22 protein-coding genes and 2 pseudogenes are annotated in these 25,853 nt (G+C 72.0%); 21 read left to right on the forward strand and 3 right to left on the reverse strand.

Translation table 11 applies throughout. The annotated features are described in order from the left end of the window. Positions 1–43: 43 nt before the first annotated feature. The 5 genes from AB0B50_RS25170 to AB0B50_RS25190 all read left to right on the forward strand — a co-directional run bounded on the left by AB0B50_RS25170 (position 44) and on the right by AB0B50_RS25190 (position 6,551). The gene (locus AB0B50_RS25170) at positions 44–1,507 is read left to right on the forward strand and encodes a condensation domain-containing protein (RefSeq protein WP_362336077.1); all 1,464 of its coding nucleotides are present in this window, start codon (positions 44–46) and stop codon (positions 1,505–1,507) included. Next, the gene (locus AB0B50_RS25175) at positions 1,504–1,740 is read left to right on the forward strand and encodes an acyl carrier protein (protein WP_362336080.1); all 237 of its coding nucleotides are present in this window, start codon (positions 1,504–1,506) and stop codon (positions 1,738–1,740) included. The genes AB0B50_RS25170 and AB0B50_RS25175 overlap by 4 nt, the downstream gene beginning before the upstream one ends. Before the next feature lie 17 nt (positions 1,741–1,757). Further along, complete coding sequence (locus AB0B50_RS25180; RefSeq protein ID WP_362336083.1) at positions 1,758–3,335, forward strand: AMP-binding protein; 1,578 nt, start codon at positions 1,758–1,760, stop codon at positions 3,333–3,335. A gap of 86 nt (positions 3,336–3,421) precedes the next feature. Further along, positions 3,422–5,176: a non-ribosomal peptide synthetase gene (locus AB0B50_RS25185; protein ID WP_362336086.1), complete on the forward strand. Its 1,755-nt coding sequence runs from the start codon at positions 3,422–3,424 to the stop codon at positions 5,174–5,176. Beyond that, a complete protein-coding gene (locus AB0B50_RS25190; protein ID WP_362336089.1) occupies positions 5,166–6,551 on the forward strand; it encodes a condensation domain-containing protein in 1,386 nt (461 codons plus the stop codon). The genes AB0B50_RS25185 and AB0B50_RS25190 overlap by 11 nt, the downstream gene beginning before the upstream one ends. On the opposite strand, the gene AB0B50_RS25195 is transcribed toward AB0B50_RS25190, so the two are convergent. Further along, positions 6,548–7,291: a methyltransferase gene (locus tag AB0B50_RS25195; RefSeq protein ID WP_362336092.1), complete on the reverse strand. Its 744-nt coding sequence runs from the start codon at positions 7,289–7,291 to the stop codon at positions 6,548–6,550. The genes AB0B50_RS25190 and AB0B50_RS25195 overlap by 4 nt on opposite strands. Before the next feature lie 508 nt (positions 7,292–7,799). Between AB0B50_RS25195 and AB0B50_RS25200 the strand changes: the two genes are divergently transcribed. The 14 genes from AB0B50_RS25200 to AB0B50_RS25265 all read left to right on the forward strand — a co-directional run bounded on the left by AB0B50_RS25200 (position 7,800) and on the right by AB0B50_RS25265 (position 21,927). Next, positions 7,800–8,978 (forward strand): aminoglycoside phosphotransferase family protein, encoded by a 1,179-nt coding sequence (locus AB0B50_RS25200; protein ID WP_362336095.1) that lies wholly within the window; start codon positions 7,800–7,802, stop codon positions 8,976–8,978. A 76-nt stretch (positions 8,979–9,054) separates the two neighbouring features. Further along, on the forward strand, positions 9,055–10,383 hold the full coding sequence (locus AB0B50_RS25205; RefSeq protein WP_362336097.1) for an aminotransferase class III-fold pyridoxal phosphate-dependent enzyme: 1,329 nt from the start codon (positions 9,055–9,057) through the stop codon (positions 10,381–10,383). Then, complete coding sequence (locus AB0B50_RS25210) at positions 10,380–12,194, forward strand: 1-deoxy-D-xylulose-5-phosphate synthase N-terminal domain-containing protein (protein WP_362336100.1); 1,815 nt, start codon at positions 10,380–10,382, stop codon at positions 12,192–12,194. Before AB0B50_RS25205 ends, AB0B50_RS25210 begins: the two co-directional genes overlap by 4 nt. After that, positions 12,175–13,563 (forward strand): glycosyltransferase, encoded by a 1,389-nt coding sequence (locus AB0B50_RS25215; RefSeq protein WP_362336103.1) that lies wholly within the window; start codon positions 12,175–12,177, stop codon positions 13,561–13,563. The genes AB0B50_RS25210 and AB0B50_RS25215 overlap by 20 nt, the downstream gene beginning before the upstream one ends. Positions 13,564–13,568: 5 nt before the next feature. Then, complete coding sequence (locus tag AB0B50_RS25220) at positions 13,569–14,396, forward strand: SDR family NAD(P)-dependent oxidoreductase (RefSeq protein WP_362336106.1); 828 nt, start codon at positions 13,569–13,571, stop codon at positions 14,394–14,396. Further along, positions 14,393–15,001 carry a DUF1349 domain-containing protein gene (locus AB0B50_RS25225; RefSeq protein WP_362336108.1) on the forward strand — a complete coding sequence of 203 codons (609 nt, stop codon included), beginning with the start codon at positions 14,393–14,395 and terminating at the stop codon, positions 14,999–15,001. The genes AB0B50_RS25220 and AB0B50_RS25225 overlap by 4 nt, the downstream gene beginning before the upstream one ends. After that, entirely contained in the window at positions 14,998–16,170 is a 1,173-nt protein-coding gene (locus AB0B50_RS25230) for an MFS transporter (protein ID WP_362336111.1), read from the forward strand. Before AB0B50_RS25225 ends, AB0B50_RS25230 begins: the two co-directional genes overlap by 4 nt. Beyond that, positions 16,167–17,162, forward strand: coding sequence for a methyltransferase (locus AB0B50_RS25235; protein WP_362336114.1), 996 nt, complete (start codon positions 16,167–16,169; stop codon positions 17,160–17,162). Before AB0B50_RS25230 ends, AB0B50_RS25235 begins: the two co-directional genes overlap by 4 nt. Then, positions 17,159–18,073, forward strand: coding sequence for an endonuclease/exonuclease/phosphatase family protein (locus AB0B50_RS25240; protein WP_362336117.1), 915 nt, complete (start codon positions 17,159–17,161; stop codon positions 18,071–18,073). The genes AB0B50_RS25235 and AB0B50_RS25240 overlap by 4 nt, the downstream gene beginning before the upstream one ends. Positions 18,074–18,116: 43 nt before the next feature. Next, entirely contained in the window at positions 18,117–18,782 is a 666-nt protein-coding gene (locus tag AB0B50_RS25245) for a sugar O-acetyltransferase (protein WP_362336120.1), read from the forward strand. A 5-nt stretch (positions 18,783–18,787) separates the two neighbouring features. Next, the gene (locus AB0B50_RS25250; RefSeq protein WP_362336123.1) at positions 18,788–19,579 is read left to right on the forward strand and encodes an HAD-IA family hydrolase; all 792 of its coding nucleotides are present in this window, start codon (positions 18,788–18,790) and stop codon (positions 19,577–19,579) included. A 62-nt stretch (positions 19,580–19,641) separates the two neighbouring features. Then, entirely contained in the window at positions 19,642–21,378 is a 1,737-nt protein-coding gene (locus tag AB0B50_RS25255; protein WP_362336125.1) for a glycoside hydrolase family 13 protein, read from the forward strand. Beyond that, the gene (locus tag AB0B50_RS25260; protein ID WP_362336128.1) at positions 21,371–21,637 is read left to right on the forward strand and encodes an FAD-dependent oxidoreductase; all 267 of its coding nucleotides are present in this window, start codon (positions 21,371–21,373) and stop codon (positions 21,635–21,637) included. Before AB0B50_RS25255 ends, AB0B50_RS25260 begins: the two co-directional genes overlap by 8 nt. Beyond that, positions 21,634–21,927 (forward strand): hypothetical protein, encoded by a 294-nt coding sequence (locus tag AB0B50_RS25265; RefSeq protein ID WP_362336131.1) that lies wholly within the window; start codon positions 21,634–21,636, stop codon positions 21,925–21,927. Before AB0B50_RS25260 ends, AB0B50_RS25265 begins: the two co-directional genes overlap by 4 nt. 24 nt (positions 21,928–21,951) lie before the next feature. Here AB0B50_RS25265 and AB0B50_RS25270 read toward each other — a convergent pair whose 3' ends face one another. Continuing rightward, positions 21,952–22,578 (reverse strand): response regulator transcription factor, encoded by a 627-nt coding sequence (locus AB0B50_RS25270; RefSeq protein ID WP_362336134.1) that lies wholly within the window; start codon positions 22,576–22,578, stop codon positions 21,952–21,954. Between the two features lie 696 nt (positions 22,579–23,274). Here AB0B50_RS25270 and AB0B50_RS25275 point away from each other — a divergent pair. Next, positions 23,275–23,481, forward strand: a pseudogene (locus AB0B50_RS25275) (transposase); the annotation flags it as partial. 24 nt (positions 23,482–23,505) lie between these two features. Here AB0B50_RS25275 and AB0B50_RS25280 read toward each other — a convergent pair. After that, positions 23,506–23,805: pseudogene (locus tag AB0B50_RS25280) on the reverse strand (IS5/IS1182 family transposase); the annotation flags it as partial. A gap of 146 nt (positions 23,806–23,951) precedes the next feature. Between AB0B50_RS25280 and AB0B50_RS25285 the strand changes: the two are divergent. Continuing rightward, positions 23,952–25,457: a carotenoid oxygenase family protein gene (locus AB0B50_RS25285; RefSeq protein ID WP_362336136.1), complete on the forward strand. Its 1,506-nt coding sequence runs from the start codon at positions 23,952–23,954 to the stop codon at positions 25,455–25,457. Positions 25,458–25,853: the final 396 nt, after the last annotated feature.

The raw sequence follows: 25,853 nt of genomic DNA on the forward strand, positions 1-25,853 counted from the left end.
AGAAGAGACAGAAGGTGTAGAAGGGGCAAGGGGGAGCGCACCAGTGAGCGGTCGGACCACACGCACCGACAGTGGGACCACACGCACCGAGAGTCGCACCACACGCACCGACAGGTCGGCGCCCGCGTTCCGCACCGGCCCCCACCCGGACCCCGTTCCGCTGTCGCGCTCGCAGGAGCGACTCTGGTTCCTGCTGCACCTCAACCGGGGCATGCGCGCCTATCAGTTCCAGGCGACCTTCGAACTGAACGGAGCGCTCGACGCCACCGCCCTCGCGCAAGCGCTCACCGAGGTGGTCAGGCGCCACGAGGTCTACCGCACGACCTTCGCCGACGGCCGGGACGGGCCTCGGCAGATCGTCCACCCGCCGTTCCCCGTCGAGCTGCCCGTCGAGGACCTGTGCGATGCCGCCGACCCCGAGGAAGCCGCCCGCGCGGTGGTGCGCGAGGCCGTCCGCGTCGACATCCCCTTCGACCGGCTCCCGCTGGTCAACTGGCGGCTGCTGCGCACCGGGTCCGACCGGCACGTCCTGCTCCACCTCGAACACCACCTGATCCACGACGGCTGGGGCTTCAACGTCTTCGTCGAGGAACTGTGCGCCCTGTACGGGGCCTACGCGCAGGGCCTGCCGTCGCCGCTGCCCGAACCCGCCCTCCAGTTCGCCGACTACGCCGTCTGGCAGCGCGAGTGGCTCCAGTCGGCGGACGCCGAGCGGCAACGGGCGTTCTGGACCCAGCAACTCGACGGCGTACCGCCCTACTTCGACCTGCCCACCGACCGGCCGCGCACCGCCCGCCGCCGGTTCACCGGCGACACCCTGCGCGTCACCGTCCCGGCCCGCGTCGCCGACGAGGTCCGCGACCTCGCCCGCCGCGAACGCGTCTCCCTGTTCACGGTGATGCTCGCCGCCTTCCAGGTCCTGCTGCACGGCTGGTCCGGCAAGGACGACTTCTGTCTGGGGACCGGCATCGCGGGCCGCGGCCGCCCCGAGACCCAGAACCTCCTCGGCATGCTCGTGAACACCGTCGCGCTCCGGGCCGACCTCCGCGACGCCCTCACGTTCCGGGAAGTGCTCACCCGCGTACGCGCGACCACGCTCGGCGCGGTCCAGCACCAGGAGCTCCCCTTCGACCAGGTGGTCGCGGCACTGCGGCCGCCCCGCGTCCCGGGCCGACAGCCGCTGTCCGAGGTCATGTTCGCCTTCCACGACTCGCCGCTGGGTGCCATGACGATGCCGGGACTCGACGTCTCGGTGACCGTCGGCGTCTCCAACGGCAGCGCCAAGTTCGACCTCAGCGTCGTCGCGATCCCGAGGGCCGAGCAGGCGGTGGGCAAGGCCGAGAACACCGAGCGGGACATCGAGCTCGTCTGGGAGTACGACCACGAGTTGTTCGACGCCGAGACCGTCGCGTGGGCGGCCCGCCGCTACGAGGAACTCCTGGCCGCCGTGGCCGCCGACCCGCACCTGCGCCTCGCCGCCTTGACCGCGCCACCGGAGGAACGATGACCGAGGACGACACCCTGCGCGTGGTGCGCGACGCCTGGGCCGAGACCCTGGTGGTCGATCCCGACGACGTACCGCTGGACGTGGGCTTCTTCGAGGCCGGCGGGAACTCGCTGCTCCTGGTGATGCTCTCCGAGCAGCTCGAGGACGTCGTGGGGCGCCCGCTGCCGGTCGCGGACCTCTTCCAGCACCCGACCGTGCGCGCTCAGGCGGAGCTCCTCGCGGGGGACCGGTGAACAGCGTCCTTCACCCCGTGAGCAGCCACCTTCATCCGGCGAGCGGCACCCTGTACGAGGTGTTCGCCGATACCGCCGAGCGCCTGCCGGACGCGCCGGCCGTCGAACTGCCCGGCCGCACCCTCACCTACGGCGAGCTGCGACAGGCCGCCGACGCCCTCGCGCTGCGGATCAGGACCCTGGGGCCGACCACCGCGCGCGTGGGGCTCCTCGCCACCCGCAGCGCGGTCGCCTTCGTCGGCTATCTGGCCACGCTCCGGCTCGGCGCGGCCGTCGTGCCCCTCAACCCCGAGCACCCCGACGACCGGCTCGCCCGCGTCAGGGAACAGGCCGCCGTGGACGTCGTCGTGGCCGACCCCGCCGTGCGCCGAGGCGACCACGCGTGGGCCGACGGCCTCCCGGTCCTGTCGCTCACCGACGACGACGCGCTGGCCGCCGCGCCGGGCGGCACGCTGCCGCCGTACCGCCCCGACCCCGACGCCACCGCTTATGTCCTGTTCACCTCCGGCACCACCGGACGCCCCAAGGGCATGCCGCTGCGGCACCGGCACGTCCTGCCCTTCGTCCGCGAGTGCCTCGCCCGCTTCGAGGTCGGACCCGGATGCCGCATGTCGCACACCTTCGATCTGAGCTTCGACCCGTCCGTGTACGACCTCTTCGTCACCTGGGCCGGCGGCGCCGTCCTGGTCGTGCCCGACCGCGGCGAGATGTTCAGCCCCGTCGACTACGTGGCGCGGCGTGCCCTGACCCACTGGTTCTCCGTGCCGTCCGCCGTCTCCGTCAGCGCCCAGCTCGGCCGGCTGCCCACCGGGCCGACCACCGGGGCCGCCCCGCCCGGTGAGATCACCCCGCCAGGTGAGATCACCACCCTGCGCTTCAGCGCCTTCGGCGGCGAGCAGTTCACCCTCGACCAGGCGCGCGCCTGGCATGCCGTCGCCCCCGGCTCCCGTATCGACAACGTCTACGGGCCGAGCGAGACCGCCGTCGCCTGCGCCGCCTACCGGCTGCCCCGCGACCCCGCCCAGTGGCCCCGTACCTCCAACGGCACCGTCCCCATCGGCCAGGTCTTCGACCACCTGGAGCCACTGCACGACGCGGCCACCGGTGAGTTGTGCGTACGCGGCCCCCAGCGCTTCGACGGCTACGTGGACCCCCGGGACGACACCGGACGCTTCCTCGGCCCGGGGGACGGCGGACGCCCGGGACCCGAGCACTTCTTCCGCACCGGCGACCGGGTCGCCTTCGAGGACGGCCAACTCGTCCACCTGGCACGCCTGGACGACCAGGTGAAGATCCGCGGCCTGCGCGTGGAACCCGGCGACGTGGAGGCGGCCATGCGCCGACTGCCCCAGATCCAGGACGTCGTCGTGACCGCGGTGCGCCGCTCCGACATCGCCGAACTGGTCGCCTGCTACACCGGCGAGGCCGTACCGCCCCGCGATCTGGTCCGCGCCCTGCGGGCGAGTCTCCCGGTCCATCTCGTGCCCCGGCGCTTCCTGCACCTGGCGACCCTTCCCCTCAACACCAATGGCAAGACCGATCGTCGGGCGCTGAGGGCCCTGGCCCTTCGGGCCGCGCGTACCGGTACGCCGTGAACCCCGCCCCCGGTACGTCCTGAACCCCGTACCCCGGCCGACCGGGACCGGAGCGACCACCCGAACCAGCAACTGGAGGAGCTGACATGGCCCTGCTGCGTGGCGCCGCGACCCCCTACCCCGCGGACTCGACCATCCCCGAGCGCTTCGCCGAACACGTGCGGGCCCGCCCCGACGAGGTGGCCGTCGTGGACGGCGCGCACTCCCTCACCTACGCCGAACTCGACCGGCGCTCCGACCGGATCGCCCGCCTGCTGCGCGAGCGGGGCGTCGGCGACGAGAGCCGGGTGGGCGTCCTCCTCGACCGGGGCCATGAGATGGTCACCGCCTTCCTCGCCGTGCTCAAGGCCGGGGGCGCCTACGTCCCCGTCAATCCCGCATACCCGCGTCGCCGTCAGGAGGACATGCTGGTCGACGCGGGCGCGAGCGTCGTCGTGCGCGCGCAGGACGTCCGGGCAGCCGTCGCGGGGGGCACGGACGGTGGCGTCGAGCCGGTGGCGGGGCCGCGTTCCCTCGCGTACGTCCTGTTCACCTCGGGATCCACCGGCAGGCCCAAGGGCGTGATGGTCGAACACCGGTCCGTGCTGCGGCTCGTCTGCGAAGGCGACGTCGCCCCCCTCGGCCCCGACGAGCGCATCGCGCAGGTGGCGGACCCGTCCTTCGACGCCTTCACCTACGAGATCTGGGGAGCCCTCCTCAACGGCGCCACCCTCGTCGTCGTCCCCCGCGAGGTGGTCCTCGCGCCCGGCGAGCTGAAGCGGACGCTGGACACGCACCGCGTCACCACCCTGGTCCTGACCTCGGCCCTGTTCACCGAGGTCATGGCCGACCGGCCGGACAGCTTCGGCGGCCTGCGCAACCTCGTCGTGGGCGGCGACGTGCTCAACGTCGCCCGTGCCCGCCAGCTCGCCTCAAGGGCCCCCGCCGACCGGCCCGACCGCTTCGTCAACGGCTACGGCCCCACCGAGACGACCGTCTTCGCGGTATGCGGCCCGGTCGACACCGTCCCCGACGACGCGACGTCCGTACCCATCGGCGGACCGATCGCGAACACCTCCTGCTACGTCCTCGGCGAGGACCTGGAGCCGGTGTCCGAGGGCACGGTGGGCGAACTCTTCATCGGCGGCCCCGGCGTCGGCAGGGGTTACGTGGGGCGTCCCGACGAGACCCGGGAACGCTTCCTGTCCGACCCCTTCGCCGACGAGGACGAATCCGTGATGTACCGAACCGGCGACCTGGTCAGGGCCCGCGCCGACGGAACCCTCGACTTCGTCGGACGCGTCGACAACCAGGTCAAGATCCGCGGCTACCGCGTCGAGCCCGGCGAAGTGGAAGCCGTCCTCGCCACCCACCCCGGCATCCGGCAGGCGGCGGTCACCGTGGACGAGTCCACCGGTGACCGCCGCCTGGTGGCCCACACCGTGCCCGCCGCGGCCGACGGCACCCTCGACGGACTGCGCGAGTTCCTCGCGGGCGTGCTGCCCGAGTGGATGATCCCGTCCGTCTTCCTCCGCACGCCCCAACTGCCCCTGACCTCCGCAGGAAAGATCGACCGTCTCGCCCTCCAGGCGCTGCCGGTGGCCGCCCCCGACACCGACACCGGCGCCGAAGCACCTCGCACCGACCTCGAGCGCCGCCTCGTGGCGACCACCGCCGACATCCTGGGCCTCGCGTCCGTCGGCCTGACCGACGACTTCTTCTCGCTCGGCGGGCACTCGCTGCTCGCCATGCGGCTGGTGTCCCGGATCAACGACACGTTCGACGCGGATGTGGACCTCGGGACGTTCCTCTACGACCCGACCGTGCTCACCTTGGCCGCCGAGGTCTCCCGTGAACGATGACCACGAAGTCTCGCACGCCCAAAGGAAGTTGTGGATCATCGACAGGTTCCGGCCAGGAACGGCTGTCTACAACGTCCCCCTGATCTACGCAGTGGACGGCGACCTCGACGTCGCGGCGCTGGAGGGTGCCCTGAGCGAGGTGGTCCGCAGGCACGAGGTGCTGCGGACCGTCTACCGGATACGGGCGGGCACCGTGCGCCAGGTCGTCCGCCCCGCCGAGACGGTGAACGTCCCCGTCGAGGACGTCTCGGGGCACGCGGACCCGGGCACGACCCCGGACGCGGACCGGGAGGCGGACCCGGACGCGGAGGCGCGCCGCCGGGCCGTCGCGGAGGGCAGGCGTCCGTTCGACCTGGCGGCGGGACCGGTCATCAGGCCGTTGCTCCTGCGCACTGCCCCCACCCGACATCATCTGTGCCTGACTCTCCATCACATCGCCTGCGACGGCGGGTCGTTGCAGATCCTGGAACGCGAACTGTCGGCCTGCTACCGGGCGGCACGGCGAGGGGAACCGTCCGGGCTCAGCCCCCTCGACGAGCAGTACGCCGACTTCGCCGCGTGGCAGACGGCCCGACTGACCCGGACGAGAACCGGACCGCTGATCGATCACTGGCGCGCTCACCTCGCGGGAGTTCCTGCCCCCGCGACCCTCCCGGCCGACCGCGAACGCCCCGCCTTCCAGGGGGTGTTCGGCGGGCATGTGCGCTTCACCGTCGAGCCGGAGGTGACGGATCGGATGGTGACGCTCGCCAAGGCGTGCCGGGCGACGCCGTTCGCCGTGCTGCTGGCGGTGTACGCGGCCCTCGTGCGGCTGCGCGGCGGCACCGACGCGGTGATCGGGGTGCCGGTGACGTCCCGGCAGCGCGAGAGCCACCACCGGATGATCGGCATGTTCGTGAACACCCTCGTCCACCGCGTCGACGTGACGGGGCACCCCACCTTCGAGGAACTCGTGCACCGGGCCCGTGACGAGAGCCGCCGCGCGATGGCCCACCAGGCCGTGCCGTTCGACCTGCTGGTGGACGAGCTGAAGCCGGTACGCGACCCGGCCTTCAACCCCGTATTCCAACTGATGCTGGGCTACCAGGAGATGGCCCAGGAGGAGGGGGCGGCCCAGGCGGACGGCGGCGCGGGGCGTGGCCTCACCCTGTCCGGCTGCGCGGTGCGCGGTGAGTTCGGCGACACCGCAACGGCGAAGGCCGACCTCTCCTTGACCGTCACGCGCTCGGGCAAGGGCTGCTCGGGACGCCTCGAATACAACGCCGACCTCTTCGAGGCGGCGACGGCACGGGACATCGCCGAACAGTTCCGCGGGATCCTCGCCACGGGCACCGCCGACCCACAGTTCAGGCTGTGGGAGCCGGGCCGGGCCTAGGCGGCGGGAGCGGTGCGCCGGAACTCGTAGAGCACGTACACCAAAGACGTGAGGCCGTCGCCCTCGCCGTCGCCGCTGCGGGGACCCGCGTAGTCGGCGGGGAGGTCGAACGTGTCCCTGCGGTACACGGACGCGGTGAACCCCGACCGCGCGGCCAACTCGTGGAGGCGCTGCGGATTTCCGAGGGTCTCGCTGAAGCCCAGGAAGACACGCGTGGTCTCGGACATGTGCCGCTCGAGGGCGGCGAAGAACGCCTCGTGCATCTTGTAGTCGGCGTCGAAGGCCGCGTAATCGATCTGGCTTCGGTACTCGTGCTCGACCGGTGCCTCGACGAACGGTGAGTTCCAGTAGATGAGGTCGAACGTCGTGCCTTCGTCGAGCGCGGAGAACAGATCGCTGGTCAGCGTGGTGACCTTGTCGCCCACACCATGCCGCGTCGCGTTCAGTTGGGCCGTCTCGGCCGCCGCCGGATTGATGTCGAGGGCACAGACCCGCGAACAGCCCCGCATCGCGGCGATGACGGCCGTCACGCCGGCACCGCAGCCGACCTCGAGGAAACTGTCGACCTCCGAGTAGGGCAGCCAGGACGTGAAGAGCTTCGTGGCGACCGCGTTCCCCGGCCATACGTCGGGGAGCAGATGCCATTCCAGGTCGAAGGCCGTGAAGGTGTCCTGCGGCGGGCGCTCCCGGAAGCGAGAGATGTCCCACTGCCCCAAGTCGTAACTGAACTCATTGAGCATGAGAACTCCTGTCGGGTCTCGAGGCCGGCCGGGCACGCGTCACGACGTCCGACGCGGCTCCAACGGATCATCCACGCCACCGAAACCTCCGTCAACGGCGTTCCCAGTTGCTGCCGGGCACCTGAAAAAGCCCCCACAGGGGGCGCTGGTGGGTAGTTACGGCCATGGCCCGGGGCGGCGATCGACCCCCCAGTCCGGTGACCGTTGGGGCAACGATCCTCGTCCTCCGGCCCCTGGTCGGGGGGAAAAAGGGCCGCCGCCCAGCCGATAGGGGGCCGCCACCGCCCGTGTACGGGCCCTCTCCGGCGGCGTCGGAGGGAGGCAGGCGGCGCAGGACGGGCAGGCGCCGGCTCCCGGCGCGGGGGCATTTTGTGCGGGGCGGTCGGCGGGCAAGCGCCGTCGGTGGGGCAGCGGCAACTGCCCCGTGGAAGAGACCCTCTGGATCTGGCCCACGGCCCGGTGGGTGGGGTGGAGTGGTGGCCGAAACCACCTCGCGAACAGGGACGACATGCACAGTCACGAACGGCCTGAGCAGGACCGGGACGACCTCCCGGCGCCGGGTGACGCGCTGCCCGGCAGCGCGCAATGGGTGCGCCGGGTGCTGGCGGCGGGCTGGGGCGAGCCCTGGGCGGGGTTGCCCGTCCGCCCGTTCTCGGCCGACGGCGCCGCGCCGCTCACCCACACCGCCGGTCTGTGGCACGTGGACCTGCCCGGCAACAGCCATGTCCTCAAGGTGCAGTTGAACCCCGACGCCGCCCGGCAGCGCCGCTTCTACCCGCTCAAGGAGCGGATCGCGGCGCACTGCCGGAACCTGGGCGTGCCCGTCCCGGAGGCCGTGCCCGCGCTGAACGGCGCCACCAGCGTGTGGTGCCAGGGCCTGGTCTGCGAGCTCAACCCCCGCCTGGACGGCTCCTCCGCCGTGTGGTTCACCGCCGCCCAGGCCCAGCAGGTGGTACGCGCCGGGCTGGATCTGCGTACCGCCCTGGACCAGTTGCCGTCACCGGTGGCACGGGAGCTTGCGCGGATACCGCTGCCCCGGCTGGTCGAGGAGGAGCACTGGCCGACGGCCCTCAAGGACGCCGAGGAACGGCTGCTCCCGCTGGCCGAGCAGGGCGAGGACGACTGGCACCGTGCGGCGGCCACGGCGCTGCGCGAGACGGTCGCGGGCGGGCACCTGCTGCGTCACACCGGTGTCCCCGCCGTGGGGGAGCCCGTCGCCAGGCCCGCGGTCGTCCACAGCGACCTGCATTATCACCACTTCCTGCTCACCGACGACGGCCCCACCGGTGAGCCGCGCGTCCGAGGAGTCCTCGACTTCGACAACGTCCACCTCGGCGACCGGCTCCTGGACCTGGCCTGGCTGGCCGAGGCGGCCGGACGGGTGGCCGACCCCGACCGGCGGCGCCGCTCGCTCGCCGCCTTCCGGGGTGCCGCGACGGCCCGCGGCCTCCTGCGGCCGGGTGAGGAACGGCTGTTGATGCCGCTGCTCATGGCCCACGCGCTACCCGTGATCGTCGATATCGCCAAGGACATCCTGGAACGGAACATCCTCAGCCCCGTGTGGCTGGGCTACTTCGACCTCCTGTCACCGGCGCGCAGGCTGGAGATCCACCACCTGCTCACCGCTCCGGACGCCTCCGCGCCCGCGTCGTGTAGGGCGTCCGGCCCGTCCCCGTACGAAATCTGACGACTCGTCAGCTTCTTTCGTCGCCGGTGTATCAACCTTCGTTGATCACTCCTTCCCGCACAGAGAGAGTTCCCGCATGACCGCAAAGGAGACCGCGGCGTCGCCGTGGCCGACCGACCTGTCCGCCTACTGCTTCGAGGTCCCCCACTCCGAGGACTCCCTCCTCTTCACCTCCGCCAAGGGCGTCCGCCTGACCGCCGCGGACGGCCGCGGCTACCTGGACGCCATGTCGGGTGTGTTCGTGACCTGCTTCGGCTACGACTGCGGGCCCATCGCCCAGGCCGTCCAGCAGCAGCTGCACACCCTGCCGTTCAACCCCCCGCTGCACGGCGCCAACCAAGCCGCCCTCGACCTCGCCCAGGCCCTGGTGGACCTGGCGCCCGACGGCATCACCGCCGCCAAGCTGGTCAACGGCGGCTCGGAGAGCGTCGAGGCCGCCATCCGGCTGGCCCGGCTGTACCACCGCTCGCACGGCAACCCCGACAAGGTCAAGGTGCTCAGCCACTACCACGGCTACCATGGCGCCACCTTCGGCTCGCTGAGCCTCACCGGCCGCCCCGACGTCAGCCGCTTCGGCCCCGGCCTGCCCGGCGTCGTCCACGTCTGGCCGCCGGACTGCCTGGAGGAGTTCTGGGGTGTGGAGGCCGACCGGTCCGCCGCGCTGGCCGCCGAGATGATCGAGCGGACCATCGAAGCCGAGGGGCCCGACTCGGTGGCCGCCCTGGTCATCGAACCGGTGATCCACCTGCGGGGCATGGCCATCCCCTCGGCCGACTACCTCGGCCGCCTCCGCGAGATCTGCGACCGGCACAACGTCCTGCTCGTCTTCGACGAGATCGTCACCGGCTTCGGCCGCACCGGCCACCCCTTCGCCGCTCAGGCCTTCGGCGTCACCCCGGACCTGATGTGCGTCGGCAAGGGCATCTCCGGCGGCTACGCGCCGCTGGCCGCCGTCCTGATCGGCGAGCACGTCGCCGCCGTCCTCGGCGACGCCGACGGGCCGCGCTCCTTCGCCCCCTCCCACACCTACGCCGCCAACCCCCTGGCCTCGGCCGCGGGCCTGGCCGCGGTGACTTTGTTCAACGACGGCGACTACCTCACCAAGGTGCGGAACCTGTCCCAGTACATCGAGCCCCGGCTGCGACGACTGGTCGACGGGCGCGGCACCCTGCGCGCCATCGGCCTGCTGTACGGCGCCAAGCTCACCGGCCCCGACGGCGGCACCGGGCAGGGCCCGATCGGCGAGCGGGTCGCCCGGGCCTGCCTCAAGCGGGGCCTGATCCTGCGCGGCCAGGACGACTGGATCACGCTGGCCCCCGCGTTCGTGACCACCGAGGCCGAGGCGGACGAAACGCTGCGGATTCTGGGCGAAGCCCTGGACGAGGTCTGCGGGGCGGCCCGATGAGCGCGCTGCGCACCCTCATCGAGGGCCCGGCCACCGCCGCGCTGCCCCGTCTGACCGAGCAGGAGAGCGCCGTGGTGCGCCGCGAGCTCGCCGAGCTCGAAGCGGGCGCCTACAGCGGCCCTCTGCTGGAGAGCATGCGCAAACTGGCCGCCGCCGTACCCGAGAGGCTCTACGGCGACAGCGCGCGGGTGCTGCTGCGGATGCACGAGATAGCCGGGTCCGGCAACTACCAGAGCAACCTGTCCTCCCTGCCGATGGTGCAAGCCTGCTTCGAGCTGGGCCTGGTACCCGAGGACGGACCCGCCCCGGCCGAACTCATCGTCGGGCGCGGGCACATCGCCCCCGCCTTCTACGCCGAGCGCTACGTCCGTGGCGACTTACCGTTCGCGCCGCTGGCCACCCTCCACCAAGGCGGCCTGACCGGCGTCGTCCATCAGGACCTCGGCTTCACCAACACCATGCGCTACAGCCTGGGGGTCGGCGTGGCCCAGGCCGTCAGCCTCGCCTGGGACCTCGCCCGCCGTGGCGAGGACCGCAAGGTGGTCTGCCTGGCCGGCGACGGCGAGTTGCAAGAAGGCGTGGTCTTCGAGTGCCTGCGCTTCGCCCACGAGGCGGACCTGAACAATTTGATCCTCGTCGTCGACACCAACGACAAGGGCATCGAGCCGCTGCTGAAACCGCTCAGCCGTGGCTACCTGGCCAGCTACCTCGGCCGGGTCGAGGAAGTCGACGGCCTGAACAGCGCAACCGTCCGCGGCTCCCTGAGCGAGCTGCTGGCCGCGCCGACCTCCGCCGCGCTGGTGTGCCGTACCCGCAAGGGCGATCACAGCTTCAAGCCCGCCGCCTCTGCCGCACCGGCCACCAGCCGTCCGGCGAAGGTGTCCTTCGCCAACACCGCCGGCACGGCCCTGGCCGCCCATCAGGAGCGCACCGGCCGCGAACTGGCCGTGTTCACCGCCGACATGGCGGCCCGCTTCGGCCTGCGCGGCAAGGTCCCCTACACCAACACCGGGCTCGCCGAGACGCTCAGCCTGGGGCTGACCCTGGCCCTGCCCGAGGAGACCGTCAAGGTCGTCGCCACCGACGCGATGTACTACATGGACTCCCTGAGCATGCTCACCGAGGCCACCACCGGCGTCCGCAACCTGCTGGTGCTGGCCGGGCGGAGCTGGGGAGCGTGGGGCGGCGCCCACAACGCCACCAACCTGCTGGGCCAGCTGCTGAACACCCGGGTGTACGAGCCGGTCACCGCGGCCGAGTTCGCCGCCTGCCTGGACCGCCTGCACCAGCACCCGGACACCACCCATGTGATCAGCGCCGTCGACGCCAAGTTCGACCCGCCCGCGGCCGACTGTGCCGCCGACGTGGACGGCGGCACCTGGCTCACCCCGCCCGGCGACGAGCAGCCGCAGGCGGCCGTGGTCACCTTCGGCTACGCCGGGGTCCTCATCGCCGAGGCCAACCGCGAGCTGGGCATCCCGCATCTGCACTGCGCCGCCCTCGACCCCGACCTGGACAGCGCCACCCTGGCCCGACTCGGCGGCTGCCGACGCCTGTTGACGGTCGAGTACAACGGCGCCCACGGCGGCTTCGGCGAGCGGCTGCGCACCAAGTACCTGCTCCCCGCCCAGGTGCACGGCGTACGCCAGGACATCGCCAACAGCGTGCACGACCGGCAGCTGCGGCTGCACGGCATGAGCTCCGAGCAGCTCGGCGAGCTGCTGCGCGGCCTGGGGGAGTGGCCCGACGGCGCCGAGCTCACCGCGGCCGACGGCATCGAGGAGGGCGCGCATGCGACTGCACACGCATGACTACCGCGCCCCGGACACCGACGGCATCGTCGACGGCGCCATCCTGATGCACCGTGAGATGGCCGAGCTGCTGACCCGCCGCCAGCCCGTGACCTGGCACGACCTGGCCCAGGGGCCGGACAGCGTCGCCTCCGCCGGGCCGGGCGACGTGGTCTACGCCGGGTCGGGGCCGTACGCCTTCCTCTACCACCTCTGGCGGCAGCGCACCGGCGGCCGGTTCAGGATCGTCCGCGAGGTGCACACCGCGCTGTGGTCGGGCTACTGGGCGCAGGAAGAGCTGTGCGCGCCGCTGGTCCGCCCCGGCGACCTGGCGCTCTTTCCCACCGAGTACACCCGCCGCCTGTACATCCGCCACTTCGCCTCCGTCACCGAGGAGAACTCGGCGGTGGCCTACCCGATGCTGGACCGGCTGCCCCGCAGCGAGCCCGCCCCCGCCCCGGGGCCGGGGGAGACCCTGCGCATCGGCTACCTCGGCGCGCTGTCGCTGGCCAAGAACTTCGACCAGGTGCTGAACGTGTTCGCCCGCTGCCATCGCGACAGCGGCGGCCGGGCGAGCCTGGTGTGCGCGGGCAAGCCCAACCACGCCCGCTGGGAGGCGGACGCGGTGCGGGCGGCCCTGGGGGAGCAGGGCGTCGAGCCCGGCGCCGTCGAACTGCTCGGCATCCTCGGCCAACACCAGCTCGCCGACTTCTTCGCCCGCATCGACGTGCTGCTCTTCCCCAGCACGGCCTCCCGGGAGACCCTGGGGCGGGTGGTGCTGGAGGCGCTGGCCCACGGCGTTCCGGTGCTGGCCGCCGACATCGGCCCCGCTGTGGAACTGCTGCCCGCCCGCAACCTGGTGCCCACCGAACTCGACACCGCCGGCGAGTTCACCATGAGCCGGGTCGGGCCGCTGGGCCGGGTCGACGAGGACGTACTTGCGGCCAAGCTGCTCGACCGCGACTACGACCCGGCCGCCCTGCGCAGCGTGGCGCCCTTCCAGGACGAAGCGTTCCTGCGCGCCCTGTCCGGTGACGTGGACGAACACGCCCTGGCCTACGACACCACGCTGCCCCAGGCCCTGCGCGTGCCCGCCCGCACCGGCTTCGACCCGCAGCGGACCCTGGAGCGGGCCGAGCGGCTGTTCACCGACTTCTTCGGCCGCCGCGACCAGGCCGTGCACCGCGCCCTGGACGCCTGCGCCACGCGGACCGGCCACGGAGACCAGGACCGTGGGGAACGGGCCGCGCTGCACGACCTGGTGGACCGGCCCGGCCGCAACCTCGCCGACTACCGGGCCTTCCCCCGCCTCTTGGACGCCCTGGTACTGCCGCCGCTGACCTATCGCCTCGCGCCCCAACCGGTGGGCGCGGGCGCCGGAAAGGAATGAGAGACATGGACTTCGCAACAGGTTTCGCCGACAAGGTGGCGCTGGTCGTCGGCGGCGGCCGGGGCATCGGCTCGGCCGTGGTGGAAGAGCTCGCCCGGCGCGGCGCACGCGTCGTGGTGGCCGACACCGACAAGCTGCCCTCGCAGTTCAATCACTACCAGTCCACTCAGGTCACCGGATTCGCCGACGCCCAGAAGCTCGCCGCCCGGCTGACCGAGGAAGGGCTCAAGGTCGGCGCGGCCCAGGCCGACGCCACCGACGAGGAGCAGGTGCGCACGCTGTACGCGGACCTGGCCGAGGACGCCGGGCGCCTGGACGTGGTGGTCAACGCCTTCGGCGTCACCCACGTCTGCCCGGTGGAGAAGATGGAACTGACCGAGTTCCAGCACGTGGTGGCCGGCAACCTCGACGGGGTCTTCCTGTCCTCCAAGAACGCCCTGCCTCTGCTGCGCGCCTCCGGTGGCGGCGCCATCGTCAACTTCTCCTCGGTGTCGGGCCGTTCTGGCTTCGCCAAGGTCGCGCACTACTGCGCCGCCAAGTTCGGGGTGGTCGGCTTCACCGCCGCGCTCGCCCAGGAAGTGGCCCGCGACGGCATCCGCGTCAATGCCGTCTGCCCCGGCATCGTCCGCTCCAACATGTGGCGCTACCTGCTCTCGGAGTTCGTCCGCCCCGGCGAGAGCGAGGACGAGTGCTGGGAGCGGATGCGCTCGATGATCCCCCAGCGCGAGTTCCAGACCCCCAAGGACATCGCGGAGCTGGTGGTCTACCTGGCCGCGGCGACCAAGGTCACCGGGCAGGCCATCAGCGTCGACGGCGGGATGACAGCCCCATGACGCGATGTGCCGACGCGCCCTGGCCCGGCGACGGAGCCGACGCCCCCAGCCCCTGGCGGTGGCAGGGCCAACCGCAGTCCTGGTCCCGCGCCGGAGACTCGCTGCGCATCGAAGCGCCGGGGGGAGCGGACCTCTACAACCTGCCCGGCTCGTACGAGGCAGATTCCCTGCCGCTGCTGCGGCGGCCCGTCGAGGGAGACTTCACCGCCTGGACGCGGATCACCGTCGAGGGCTCGGCGTTCGGGGACGCGGCGGGCCTGGCCCTGCACGGCGAGGACGGCTGGCTGAAGGTGTGCGTGGAGCGGACCAGGGCGGGGGGCTGGGCGGTGGTCACCGTCCTGTCCCGCCCTGCGTCCGACGAGGCGATGGGACCCGCGCTGGACGGCCCCGCCGCCGACCTGCTGGTGACCCGCGAAGGCCGTCGGCACGCGGTCTTCTACCGCCAACAGCCGCAGGAGGACTGGCGGTTCGTCCGTACCTTCCTCGGCTTCACGGCACCGCAGCTCCAGCTCGGCGCGTTCGTCCAGGCACCCTTCTCCCCGTCCGCCGCGGCCCGGTTCGCCCCGCTGCGCCTGAGCCCCGTCCCCCTGGGCGACCGCCGGTGACCGGGCGCACACCGGCAGCCGGGCCCGGCCCGCTGATCGCGGCGGCGCTGGCGCTGTCCCTGCTCCTCGGTGTGGTCACCGGGGCGCTGGGCGCGGCGCTGCCGCTGCTGCGGACGGCCTACGGGCTCGGGGACGGCAGCGGCGCGGAACTGGTCGTGCTCTACAACCTCGGCGCCCTGCTGGCCATCGTCGGCTGCGGACTGGGCGCCCGGCGCCTGCCGGGCCGGGCGCTGATGACCGTACTGCTGACAGCCTTCGCGGGCAGCACCGCGGGGATGGCCCTGGCGCCGCACTGGTGGCTGCTGTGCGCCTTCGCCCTGGTCGCCGGGGTCGGGTACGGCGGGCTGATCCTGCACCTGAACACCTTCTTCGCTCAACCCTCGCTGCCGCGCCCGGCGTTGCTGCTCAACGTGCTGCACGCCTGCTTCGGTGCGGGAGCCACGCTGGGCCCGCTGCTGGTGGGCCAGTGGGGCGGGGTGTCCTGGCTGCTGCTGGTGACCGGTGCCCTGTCGCTGCTGCTGGTACGGGCCACGGCCGCCGGGGAGAGCGCACAGGGCACCGGCGAGACCGCCTCCCGGCGCCCGTCCGCGCCGCTGCTGGCCGTCTTCGCCCTGATGGCGCTGGCCTACGCGGGCGTCGAGGCCGGGATCGGCGCGCTGGAGTCGACCCATCTGAGCGCCCTGGGGCACGACCCGGCCGACGCGGCGCGGTTCACCGCGCTGTTCTGGGCCGGGCTCACCGTCGGCCGTCTGGTGGTGCCGTGGGCGGCCCGGCGGCTGAGCCACCCCCAGTTGATCGGAGTGTGCCTGCTGGCCGCCGCCGGAGCACTGGCCGCCACCCTGGCCGCGGCCGTGGCGCCGGTGGCGTACGGCCTGGCCGGGCTGGCGCTGGCCGCGGTCTTCCCCACCACGCTCGCCTGGGCGAACGCCCTGCTGCCCGCGCCCGAGCGGGTCAACTCCGCGCTGCTGGTGGCCAATCTCGTCGGCAGCGCGGCTCTGCCCTACCTGATCGGCCTGGCGGCCCCCGGCCGCTGGGCGGCGATCCCCCTGTCCCTGACCGGTCTGACGCTGCTGTGCGGCCTGGCCGTCGCCGTCGCCACCCGACTGGCCCACCGGCCCGCCGCCCTGCCGCGACCGGCACCCCACCACGAACTGGAGACCTCACCATGACCTCACCGCAGCCCGTCACCGACCTGATGTGGGCCCACTGGAAGACCAAGACCATGCTCAGCGCCGTCGAGCTCGGCGTCTTCACCGAACTGGCCAAGAATCCGCTGCCGGCCCCCGAACTGCGCGACCGCCTGGGAGTGCACCCCCGGCCCGCCGCCGACTTCTTCGACGCCCTGGTCGCCCTCGGACTGCTGGTGCGCACCGACGGCCAGTACGTCAACTCCCCCGAGGCGGCGGAGTACTTGGACGCGAACCGTCCCACGACCTACCTCGGCGGCAGCTTCGTCACCCAGTGCGCCGGACTGGCCGACGACCTGACGCAGGTGCTGCGCACCGGGCAGGCGGCGTGCCAGGCCCAGGACGGGCGGGACTTCTACGCCGCCATGTACGCCGCGTCCGACTCGGTGCGCGCCTTCCAGAAGGACATGACCGCGCTGAGCATGGGCTCGGCCAAGGCCATCGCGGAGAAGTTCCCCTGGGAGCGCTACCGTTCGCTGGCCGACATCGGCTGCGCCGAGGGCGCGCTGCCCGGCCACGTCCTGGCCCGACACCCCCACCTGAGCGCCGTCGGATTCGACCTGCCCCCGGCCCGGGAGGGCTTTGCGGAGTACACCGCGCGCCTCGGCGTCGCCGACCGCGTCACCTTCCAGGAGGGCGACTTCTTCCGCGACCCGCTCCCGGCCGCCGACGTCCTGGTCCTCGGACACGTCCTGCACAACTGGGGGCGGGAGGAGAAACTGCGGCTGCTGCGCGCCGCCCACCAGGCGCTGCCGGACGGGGGCGCGGTGCTGGTCTACGAGACACTGATCGACGACGAGCGGTGCAGCAACGCCGTCGGGCTGATCCTCAGCCTCATCATGCACGCCGAGGTCCCCGGCGGCTTCGACTACACCGGCGCCGACTGCCAGGCGTGGCTGCGCGAGGCGGGCTTCTCGCAGACCTACGTGGAGCACCTGGACGGCCCCGAGTCCATGGTCGTGGGCATCAAATGACGCTGCCCGAAAGGCCCTTGCCTCCCACCGGCGCACCCGGGGCGAGCCCCGGCACCGACGGTGACGTGACCGGCGCGAGCGACCTGGTGATGTTCTGGAACCTCTACGAGGCGGGCGTCGACCGCTACTACGGCCGTGACGAGCGCTGGCACCTCCAGCGGGACCTGGTCCTGGACCACCGGCCCCGGGTACTGATGACCACCGAGGGGTGGGGCTGGGACCTCGACGACCGCGCCTTCTTCGAGGACGCCAAGGCCGCCTTCGGCATGGACGGGGTGCTCTTCCCCGCCAAGACCGGCTGCAACCTGGCCGTGTTCTGGCAGCGGGACATCGAGCTGGTCGAAGTCGAGCAGTCGGCGCCCGACCTCGCCCAGTGGCACGGCCACGGCAGCGCCACCTTGCGGCTGCCGAGCCGCTCGGCCCCGCTGCGGTTCGTCGTGGCCCACCTGGACCCGTACAGCGCGACCAACCGGCGCATCGAGTCCGATCACCTGCGCCGGTACGCCGACCCCGACGCTCCTCACCCCACGCTGCTGGCGATGGACGCCAACACCGTGCCGCCGGGCGACGCGGAACCGGACTGGTCCACCGTGCCCCGCCACCGCCGTGCCGACCACACGATGCCCGGCGAGGACCACGCCGACCGGGCACCGCTGCACCGGCTGCTCGACGCCGCGCCGGAACCGCTGTTCCTCGACGCGGGCGCCCGGACCGGCGACCGGTCGCCCACCTTCGGCTTCCATCCGCCCGGCGAAGCGGCACGGCGCATCGACGTGTTCCTGCTGACCCCCGGCCTCGCCGGGGACCTGGCCGCGTACCGGCCCGTGGACGACCCCCGGCTGCACCCGCACGGGACGCGGCCCGCGGCCTCCGACCACCGGCCGATCACCCTCCGGCTCCACCGCCGCTGAACGGCCGGGCCGACAGCACGCAGAAAGGCACCTCCCGCACCCGATGAACCCGACGAACCCCACCACCTCGTCCGCACACCCCGAACCCGCCGCGGCGACGTCCCCCGAGGCGCCGCCCTCGGCCGCGCCCGCGGCCACCCTCGAACCGGCCGAGCTGACCCGGATCAAGGCCCGGCTCGCCGGCGGTGAGCTGTACTCGGCCACCGACCCGGCCCTGCGCCCGTACCGCCAGCGCTGCATGGACCTGCTGGACAAGGTCAACAGCACCGCGCTGAGCGACTTCAAGACCCGCGAGCGCCTCCTGGGCGACCTCCTGGGCCGGATCGAACCGGGGGGCTGGGTGATGCCCCGCTTCCTGTGCGAGTTCGGGTTCTTCATCGAGTTCGGCCCCAGGACGAAGGTCAACTTCGATGTGATGATGCTGGACTGCGCCCCCATCACTCTCGGCGCGGACGTCTTCGTCGCGCCCCGGTGCCAGCTCTTCACCGCCAACCACCCCTTCGACCCCGACCTGCGCACCAGCATGTGGGAGTACGCCAAGCCCATCACCCTGGAGGACCGGGTCTGGCTCGGCGGCGGTGTGACCGTCCTGCCAGGGGTGACGATCGGTACGGAGACCGTGGTGGGCGCCGGGAGCGTCGTCACCAAGGACCTGCCGCCGAAGGTACTCGCGGCAGGCAACCCCGCCCGAGTCATCCGCGAGCTGTGACCGCCATGAGCGACGCCACCGCCACCGCCACCGCCGTCCCGCACCTGCCCACGGCCCCCATGGCCGAGGCGGTCATCTTCGACCACGACGGCATCCTGGTCGACTCCATACGCCCAGACTTCCTCGCCTGCTCCGCCCTGTTCGAGGAGCACGGCGCGACCCTTCCCGCACGGATATGGGCCCAGGAGGTGTGCGGCCGACCCGACGGCTACCCGCGCCTGTTCGACATCCTCCTGGACACCGCGAACTCCCCTGCCTCGTCGGGCGCGCCGGATTCCCCGGGGCCCGCGTCCTCCCCGGGCCCCGGCGACAGCGATCCCCGCGCGCATGCCGCTCTCAAGGAGCGGCTGTCCCAGCTGTGGGAGCGCTTCATGACCCCTGAGCACATCCGGCTGCTGCCGGGCGTACGGGACCTGCTGGAGCAGTTGCGCGCCGCCGGTCTGCCCGTAGCGGTGGCGTCGGCGGCCGACACGCAGTGGGTGCGGCGCTGGCTGGACCACTTCGGCATCGAGGAGTTCTTCGACACCGTGGTGGGCGGCGACGAGGTACCCCGCAGAAAGCCTGACCCCGCCGTCTACTTGGAGGCGTCGGCCCGGCTCGGCGTGCCGGCGTCCCGCTGCGTCGCCTTCGAGGACTCGCTGACCGGAGTCACCGCCGCGAAGGCCGCCGGGATCACCGTGACCGCAGTCCCCACCGAACTGACCCGCTCCCTGGACTACTCCGCGGCCGACCACGTCCTGCCCGGCCTGTGGGCGGTGGACCTGGGACGGCTGGGCCCGTCGGCGGGCACGCCGTGAACCCCCCGACGAGCCCCGGGGTCCCGGCCCGGACGACGACAGCGCCAACGGCTACGACGGCGATGGCGGCCACGGCAACGACGGCCCGGGAACCCTCCGCGACCGAGCAGGGCCCCGGAGCCGACTGGTGGCGCGGCGCCGTCATCTACCAGATCTATCCGCGCAGCTTCGCCGACGGGAACGGCGACGGCACCGGCGACCTGGCGGGAGTCCGCGCCCGGCTGCCGTACCTGGCCCAACTGGGCATCGACGCACTGTGGTTCACCCCGTGGTACCCCTCCCCGCTGGCCGACGGCGGCTACGACGTGGCGGACTACCGAGGCATCCACCCCGACCTCGGCACCCTCGACGAGGCCGAGCGGCTGATCGCCGCGGCACGCGACCTGGGTCTGCGCACCCTCGTCGACATCGTGCCCAACCACCTCTCCAGCGCCCACCCGTGGTTCCGCGCGGCCCTCGCCGCGCCCCCGGGCAGCCCCGCACGCGCCCTGTTCCACTTCCGCCCCGGCCGGGGCCCCGAAGGCCAGGAGCCGCCCAACAACTGGACCTCCGAGTTCGGCGGCCCAGCCTGGACCCGCACCACCGCCCCGGACGGCACCCCCGGCGAGTGGTACCTGCACCTGTTCACGCCCGATCAGCCCGACCTCAACTGGAGCCACCCGCAGGTCAGGGCCGAGTACGAGGCCGTGCTCCGCTTCTGGTTCGACCGTGGCGCCGCCGGGGTGCGCATCGACACCGCGATCGCCTCGGCGAAGGACCCCGCCCTGCCCGACCTGACCGAACACTCCCGGCCGCACCCCTACATCGACCGCGACGAACTCCACGACATCTACCGCTCCTGGCGGAAGATCGCCGACTCCTACCCCGATCCCCGCGTCCTGGTCGGCGAGATCTGGCTCCCCGACGCCCCCGAACGCTTCGCCCGCTACCTGCGCCCCGAGGAACTGCACACCGCCTTCAACTTCGACCTCCTGAGCAGCCCTTGGGACGCCGGGCCGCTACGCGCCCGTATCGACGCCACTCTCGCCGCCCACCTGGCTGTCGGTGCCTCCGCCACCTGGGTGCTGTGCAACCACGACGTGACCCGCACCGTCACCCGCTACGGCCGGGCCGACACCTCCTTCGACCTCGCTGCCAAGACCCACGGCACCCCCACCGACCTCGCCCTGGGCACCCGCCGCGCCCGGGCCGCCGCCCTGCTCACCCTTGCCCTGCCCGGCGCGGTCTACCTCTACCAGGGCGAGGAACTCGGCCTGCCCGAGGCCGAGGACATCCCCCCGGAGCGGCTGCGCGACCCGATCCACTTCCGCTCCGGTGGTACCGACCCGGGCCGCGACGGCTGCCGGGTCCCCCTTCCCTGGTCCGGCACCGCCCCGCCGTTCGGCTTCACCCAGGGCGGCGCCGAACCCTGGCTGCCCCAGCCCGAGCAGTGGGCCGAACTCACCGTCGAGGCCCAGGACGGCACCCCCGGTTCGATGCTGGAGCTGTACCGCACGGCATTGCGGCTGCGCCGCTCGGTCGGTGCCGCGGCCGACGGCCCGATGCGGTGGCTGCCCAGCGGCCCGGAAGTCCTCGCCTTGCGACGCGGCGACCTGGTCTGCGTGGTCAACTTCGGCGAGCGGCCCGTCGCCCTGCCGCCCGAGCACACCGTCCTCCTCACCAGCGGCCCCTTGCGCGACCTCCACCTGCCGTCCGACACCGCCGTATGGCTGCGCACCCCCGCCCCCGCCCCCGGCGATCAGCGGTCGGCCACGCGGCCCCCGGACGAGGACGCCCGCAGAAGGGACACCGATGCGTAGCGTCGCCGTGGTCGGCACCGGCCCGATCGGTACGTCGGTGGCCCTGGCCCTGCGGGCCCGGGGCGTGACCACCTGTCTGCTGGACCGCGACCCACTGGCCGCGCGGACCGCGGCGGGCCCGGGAGCGGGCGTCGCGGACAGCTCGCGCGCCCCCGTCGCCCTGGCGGTGCTCGCTGTCCCGCCGGGCCGTACCGCGCAGGTGCTCACGCAACACCAGCACCGCGAACTGGCGCATTTTTCACGGACGTGGCCGCCATGAAGGGTCGCCCCCGGAGCCAGGCGGCCGAGGCGGGCTGTGACCTGGCGCGCTTCGCCGACGGCCACCTGGTGGCGAGCCTCCCGGCCGCCAGGCTGCTGGACGGCGAGGAGGCACAGCTGCGGCTGTCGGGGCAGGGGCTGCGCAATGCCACCCGGATCGCCGCGGGCGACGCCGACCTGCGGACCGACATCATCGGCACCGATGCCCCGGCCGTCGCCGCGGTCCTGGCGGAGGCGGCCAAGAACCTGGACACCGTCCGGTTCCGTCACACGATGGCCACAGGCGGGTGAGATATGGCCTTCCCGCAGTGCCTGTCAGATATGGCCTTCCCGCAGTGCGTAGGCGACCGCGTGGGCCCGGTTGCGCAACTGCATGCGGGTCATCATCGCGTGCAGGACGTTCTTGACCGTCCGCTCCGAATAGGCGAGCTTGTCCGCGATCTCACGGGTGCCCAGCCCTTCCGCGACGAGCTTGATGACATCCACCTCCCGGAGCGAGAGCCCCAGCGTTGGCCGCTGATCGCCGTCGCTCAGGGTGTGCCGGTACAGGAGGCTGGTCTGCGCCAGCAGACGGCTCAGCAGGTCCGGCGGGAGCAGGCTCTCGCCGCGCGCGGCGGAGTGGATCGCCTCCACCAGCTGCCCGGGGGTGGCCTGTTGACGCCACAGGACCACCCGCACACCGCACTCGACGACGGCCATCATCTCCGGCTCCCGCAAGCGGTCGGCGATCAGCACGATGGCCTGGTCGCTACCGCGGGAGAGTCTGCGCAGCTTGGTCGCCGCCAACTCGTGCAGGCGGCCGGTGTGAACGACTGCGACCCCACCGGTGCGGGGCTCCTCCCGGTCGAGGACCTCAAGGGTGGGGTCGTCGCGTAAGAAACTGAGAATTCCGGTTTCGCTCAGCGGATCGGACGTGTGGACGGTTACGGGAATGCGTTTCACTGACACAGGTTTTCTGACAGGTCCCGCGCCGTGGGATGGCGCAGGAAGAACCGATGCGGCAAGGATTTTCCGGTCGGGCAAACCGTCGGTGAACCAACAGGCAAAGTGGGGACAGGAAGGGAGAAGGGCGCACCTCAGGTATGGCCGACGAGGGTGTACGAGACTGACGTGATTCTCTCCGGACTTATGAAGACGATCAAGAGAGTCATGCTGCCAACGCCCAACTGACTCAATTCGTTCCCGTGCCCGATGTGGTGATCTCCCGGCCAGGGCCCGGCTCCGGCACCGTACACAGCAAGGGGCCGCGCTGTTCCCCGGCCCGTTCGCGTAACGCGTCCTTGACGCGCGGGCGCCGTCAGCTTCTGCTCCTTTTCCGCCATTGCCGCGGGCTTCCCCCGCGGGATGCGGACGTCGGAAGCCGTTGACCGGTCGGCCATCCGCGCGGAGCCAGGGGCGGTACGTATTACCCAGCCGGGACCGATGTGAATTCGCCGCCCCGTGGCGGGAAACGAAAAGCCCGAGCCGCCGGAACCACCGACCCGACCGCCATGAGCGGCGGGCGGGACAACACCGTTGGCGACCGGCCCTGGAAGATCACTGAAAATCTCGCTCGTTCCGGCTCCGGATCTCGTGCTCCGGAGCCAGTCCGGTGGGCACGCAGGGCAGGGTGAGCAGGCCGGGGAGCCGGTCGGCCCGATGTACGGGAGACCTGCCGGGGTTGATCCCGCCGGGTGGCGTCTGTTCGCCGATGTGTATCCGTCGCCCAGTGGGCGGCCGTCCACGCCGCCGCAGGTACCGACCGCCGCCGTGGTGCTGCGGAGCTTGCACGGCCTGTCGGATTTCGAGACAGTCCTGGAACTCCGCTGCGACCTGCGATGGAAGGCCGCCCAAGGGCTCGGCCTGCTCGATACGGCCTTAGACCGTGTCCTACGTGGTGAGGCGGACGAGTCCTTGTAACAGCACAGGGCTGCAGCGATTCCGAGAAAGCCCAGGTAGTTGCGGGGATTGCGCTCGTAGCGGGGGGGGGCTGAGTCTGCGGTGGCCGGACAGCCATGACGTCGTGCGCTCGATCACCCGCCTCCGGCGCCCCAATCGTTCACTGGGCTCGATGCCTTTGCGTGCGATGCGTACTCCGATGCGTTTCCAGCGGAGCCATTTGCGCAGGTAGACGTGGTCGTAGGCTTTGTCCGAGTGGAGGCGCTGGGGCTTGAAATACCGGCCGCTGTGGCTGCCGCGGATGGATCACGTCGTGGGGAGGGCGGCGGCTGACGCGTGCGAAAAGAAGCGGCTGACGCGTGCGAAAAGAACAAGACTGCCGTTGGGAAGCCGACTGCGGGACCCTGGCTGCCTTACCCCACGGCAGGAGACCGCAGATGACGATGCCATCCGGTGCCCCCGCGCCCCTGCACCTCTCGGGCAACAACGCGCCGATCGCGGCCGAGGTCACCCACCGCCCGAGCACAGTGACCGGCACCGTCCCCGAGGAGCTGTGCGGCCAGTACTTCCGCAACGGGCCCAACCCGCGCAGTGGCTGGTCGCCCCACTCCTTCGCCGGCGACGGGATGTTACACACCATCGCGCTGGCCGGCGGCCACGCCACCTGGTACCGCAACCGCTATGTGCGTACCCCGCTGTACGCACAACCGGGCGCCTCCCGCTTCGCCCTCGCCTTCGACCCGGCCACCTCACGGATCGACTACCGCGTCACCACGGCCAACACCCACCTGATCGCCCATGCCGGCCGGCTTTTCGCCCTGGAAGAAGGCGGCTTCCCCTACGAGGTCACCCCCGACCTGGCGACCCTGGGGGCCTTCACCTTCGACGGGGCGCTCACCACCCCCATGACCGCCCACCCCAAGACCTGCCCCCGCACCGGGGAGCTGCACTTCTTCGGCTACCGCCTCCGTCCGCCGTACCTGACCTACTACCGGGCCTCCGCAGCGGGAGAGGTGCTCCAGAAACAGACCGTGGACCTGCCGCGGGCAGTCATGATGCACGACTTCGCCATCACCGCCCACCACGTCGTCTTCATGGACCTGCCCGTCGTCTTCGACGCCGACCGGGCCGCCCGTGGCGGCCCGCCCTGGCGATGGGACGACGAACACCGCGCCCGCCTCGGCGTCCTGCCCCGGACCGAGGAGACCGCCTGCGTACGGTGGTTCGACATCGCTCCCTGCTACGTATGGCACACCATGAACGCCTTCGAGACCGGCGCGACGATCACCCTCACCGGCACCCGCGTCCCGACCCTGTGGCGCCAGGGGCCGCAGGACCTCAGCGGTGGCCTGCCCGCCCTGCACCAGTGGGTGCTCCACCTGGCCACCGGCAAGGTCACCGAGACCCCGCTGGACGACACGCCCAGCGAATACCCCCGCATCGCCGACACCGGTATCGGCCTGCCCCACCGCTACGGCTACACCGCCGGTTTCACCCTCGATGCCGAGCCCCAGCACACCGAGATCTACAAGTACGACCTGACCCACGGCGCCCTGCGCAGTACCCACCGCTTCCCCGCCGGCCATTCCTGCGGAGAGCCCGTCTTCGTCCCCCGCACCTCCTCCACCCCCGGCCAGGAAGACGACGGATACCTCCTGACGTTCGCCCACGACCGCTCTCGTGGCACCAGCTACCTGGCCATCCTGGACGCGGCCGACCTCAGCGCCGCCCCGGTCGCCGAGATCCACGTGCCCGTCCGTATACCGGCAGGCTTCCACGGCAACTGGATCCCCGGCCAGCCAACCGCGCTCCGCTCCGCGCCCAAATCTCAAGGCTGGCGAACTGCCGCCACGGACGCTGTACCCACAGGTCTCATCGGTGTGCTCGGCGGTGGCGTCCTTGGCGCGCGGCAGCAGAGCACAGACCTTGACTGCTTGCCGTGATTCCGGACTCCCCAATTCAAGCCAAGGGCCCTGACGGGAAACCCGAACGAGGCAACGATGAAGCAGCCTGGGTGCCCCCAGGCTGCTTTCACCTATCCATCCGTGCTCAGTCGGGGGTGATTGCGAAGTGAAATCCCGGTTTTGCTGACCGGGGGACCGACGCTATGAGGCAACCGTTGGCGGGGCCTCTGTGCAGGTGCAGATGCATGCCCCAGGTGTGTCTCGGAGGTTCGAGTGGCCGGCCGATGCCAGGCATGCGAAGCGTGGCGATCGCGTCGGTGCGGGCGGGCGCCCGGCTAGCACCCACAGCGTGGTCCGTTGGCCCGCTCACGGCCCGCTGCGGTGATGTATGTGTGGGCCATTGGCTCAGTAGGATCCGACTCGGTTGAGCCGCTG

The sequence above is a fragment of the Streptomyces sp. NPDC041068 genome (assembly GCF_040647455.1).
Taxonomy (GTDB): domain Bacteria; phylum Actinomycetota; class Actinomycetes; order Streptomycetales; family Streptomycetaceae; genus Streptomyces.

What these genes read in the sequence shown, in the direction of transcription:
- AB0B50_RS25175 (WP_362336080.1), top strand. Translation starts at nt 1,504, where the DNA reads ATGACCGAGGACGACACCCTGCGCGTGGTGCGCGACGCCTGGGCCGAG.
- AB0B50_RS25185 (WP_362336086.1), top strand. Translation starts at nt 3,422, where the DNA reads ATGGCCCTGCTGCGTGGCGCCGCGACCCCCTACCCCGCGGACTCGACC.
- AB0B50_RS25195 (WP_362336092.1), bottom strand. Translation starts at nt 7,291, where the DNA reads ATGCTCAATGAGTTCAGTTACGACTTGGGGCAGTGGGACATCTCTCGC.
- AB0B50_RS25200 (WP_362336095.1), top strand. Translation starts at nt 7,800, where the DNA reads ATGCACAGTCACGAACGGCCTGAGCAGGACCGGGACGACCTCCCGGCG.
- AB0B50_RS25205 (WP_362336097.1), top strand. Translation starts at nt 9,055, where the DNA reads ATGACCGCAAAGGAGACCGCGGCGTCGCCGTGGCCGACCGACCTGTCC.
- AB0B50_RS25210 (WP_362336100.1), top strand. Translation starts at nt 10,380, where the DNA reads ATGAGCGCGCTGCGCACCCTCATCGAGGGCCCGGCCACCGCCGCGCTG.
- AB0B50_RS25215 (WP_362336103.1), top strand. Translation starts at nt 12,175, where the DNA reads ATGCGACTGCACACGCATGACTACCGCGCCCCGGACACCGACGGCATC.
- AB0B50_RS25220 (WP_362336106.1), top strand. Translation starts at nt 13,569, where the DNA reads ATGGACTTCGCAACAGGTTTCGCCGACAAGGTGGCGCTGGTCGTCGGC.
- AB0B50_RS25225 (WP_362336108.1), top strand. Translation starts at nt 14,393, where the DNA reads ATGACGCGATGTGCCGACGCGCCCTGGCCCGGCGACGGAGCCGACGCC.
- AB0B50_RS25235 (WP_362336114.1), top strand. Translation starts at nt 16,167, where the DNA reads ATGACCTCACCGCAGCCCGTCACCGACCTGATGTGGGCCCACTGGAAG.
- AB0B50_RS25240 (WP_362336117.1), top strand. Translation starts at nt 17,159, where the DNA reads ATGACGCTGCCCGAAAGGCCCTTGCCTCCCACCGGCGCACCCGGGGCG.
- AB0B50_RS25245 (WP_362336120.1), top strand. Translation starts at nt 18,117, where the DNA reads ATGAACCCGACGAACCCCACCACCTCGTCCGCACACCCCGAACCCGCC.
- AB0B50_RS25250 (WP_362336123.1), top strand. Translation starts at nt 18,788, where the DNA reads ATGAGCGACGCCACCGCCACCGCCACCGCCGTCCCGCACCTGCCCACG.
- AB0B50_RS25255 (WP_362336125.1), top strand. Translation starts at nt 19,642, where the DNA reads ATGGCGGCCACGGCAACGACGGCCCGGGAACCCTCCGCGACCGAGCAG.
- AB0B50_RS25260 (WP_362336128.1), top strand. Translation starts at nt 21,371, where the DNA reads ATGCGTAGCGTCGCCGTGGTCGGCACCGGCCCGATCGGTACGTCGGTG.
- AB0B50_RS25265 (WP_362336131.1), top strand. Translation starts at nt 21,634, where the DNA reads ATGAAGGGTCGCCCCCGGAGCCAGGCGGCCGAGGCGGGCTGTGACCTG.
- AB0B50_RS25285 (WP_362336136.1), top strand. Translation starts at nt 23,952, where the DNA reads ATGACGATGCCATCCGGTGCCCCCGCGCCCCTGCACCTCTCGGGCAAC.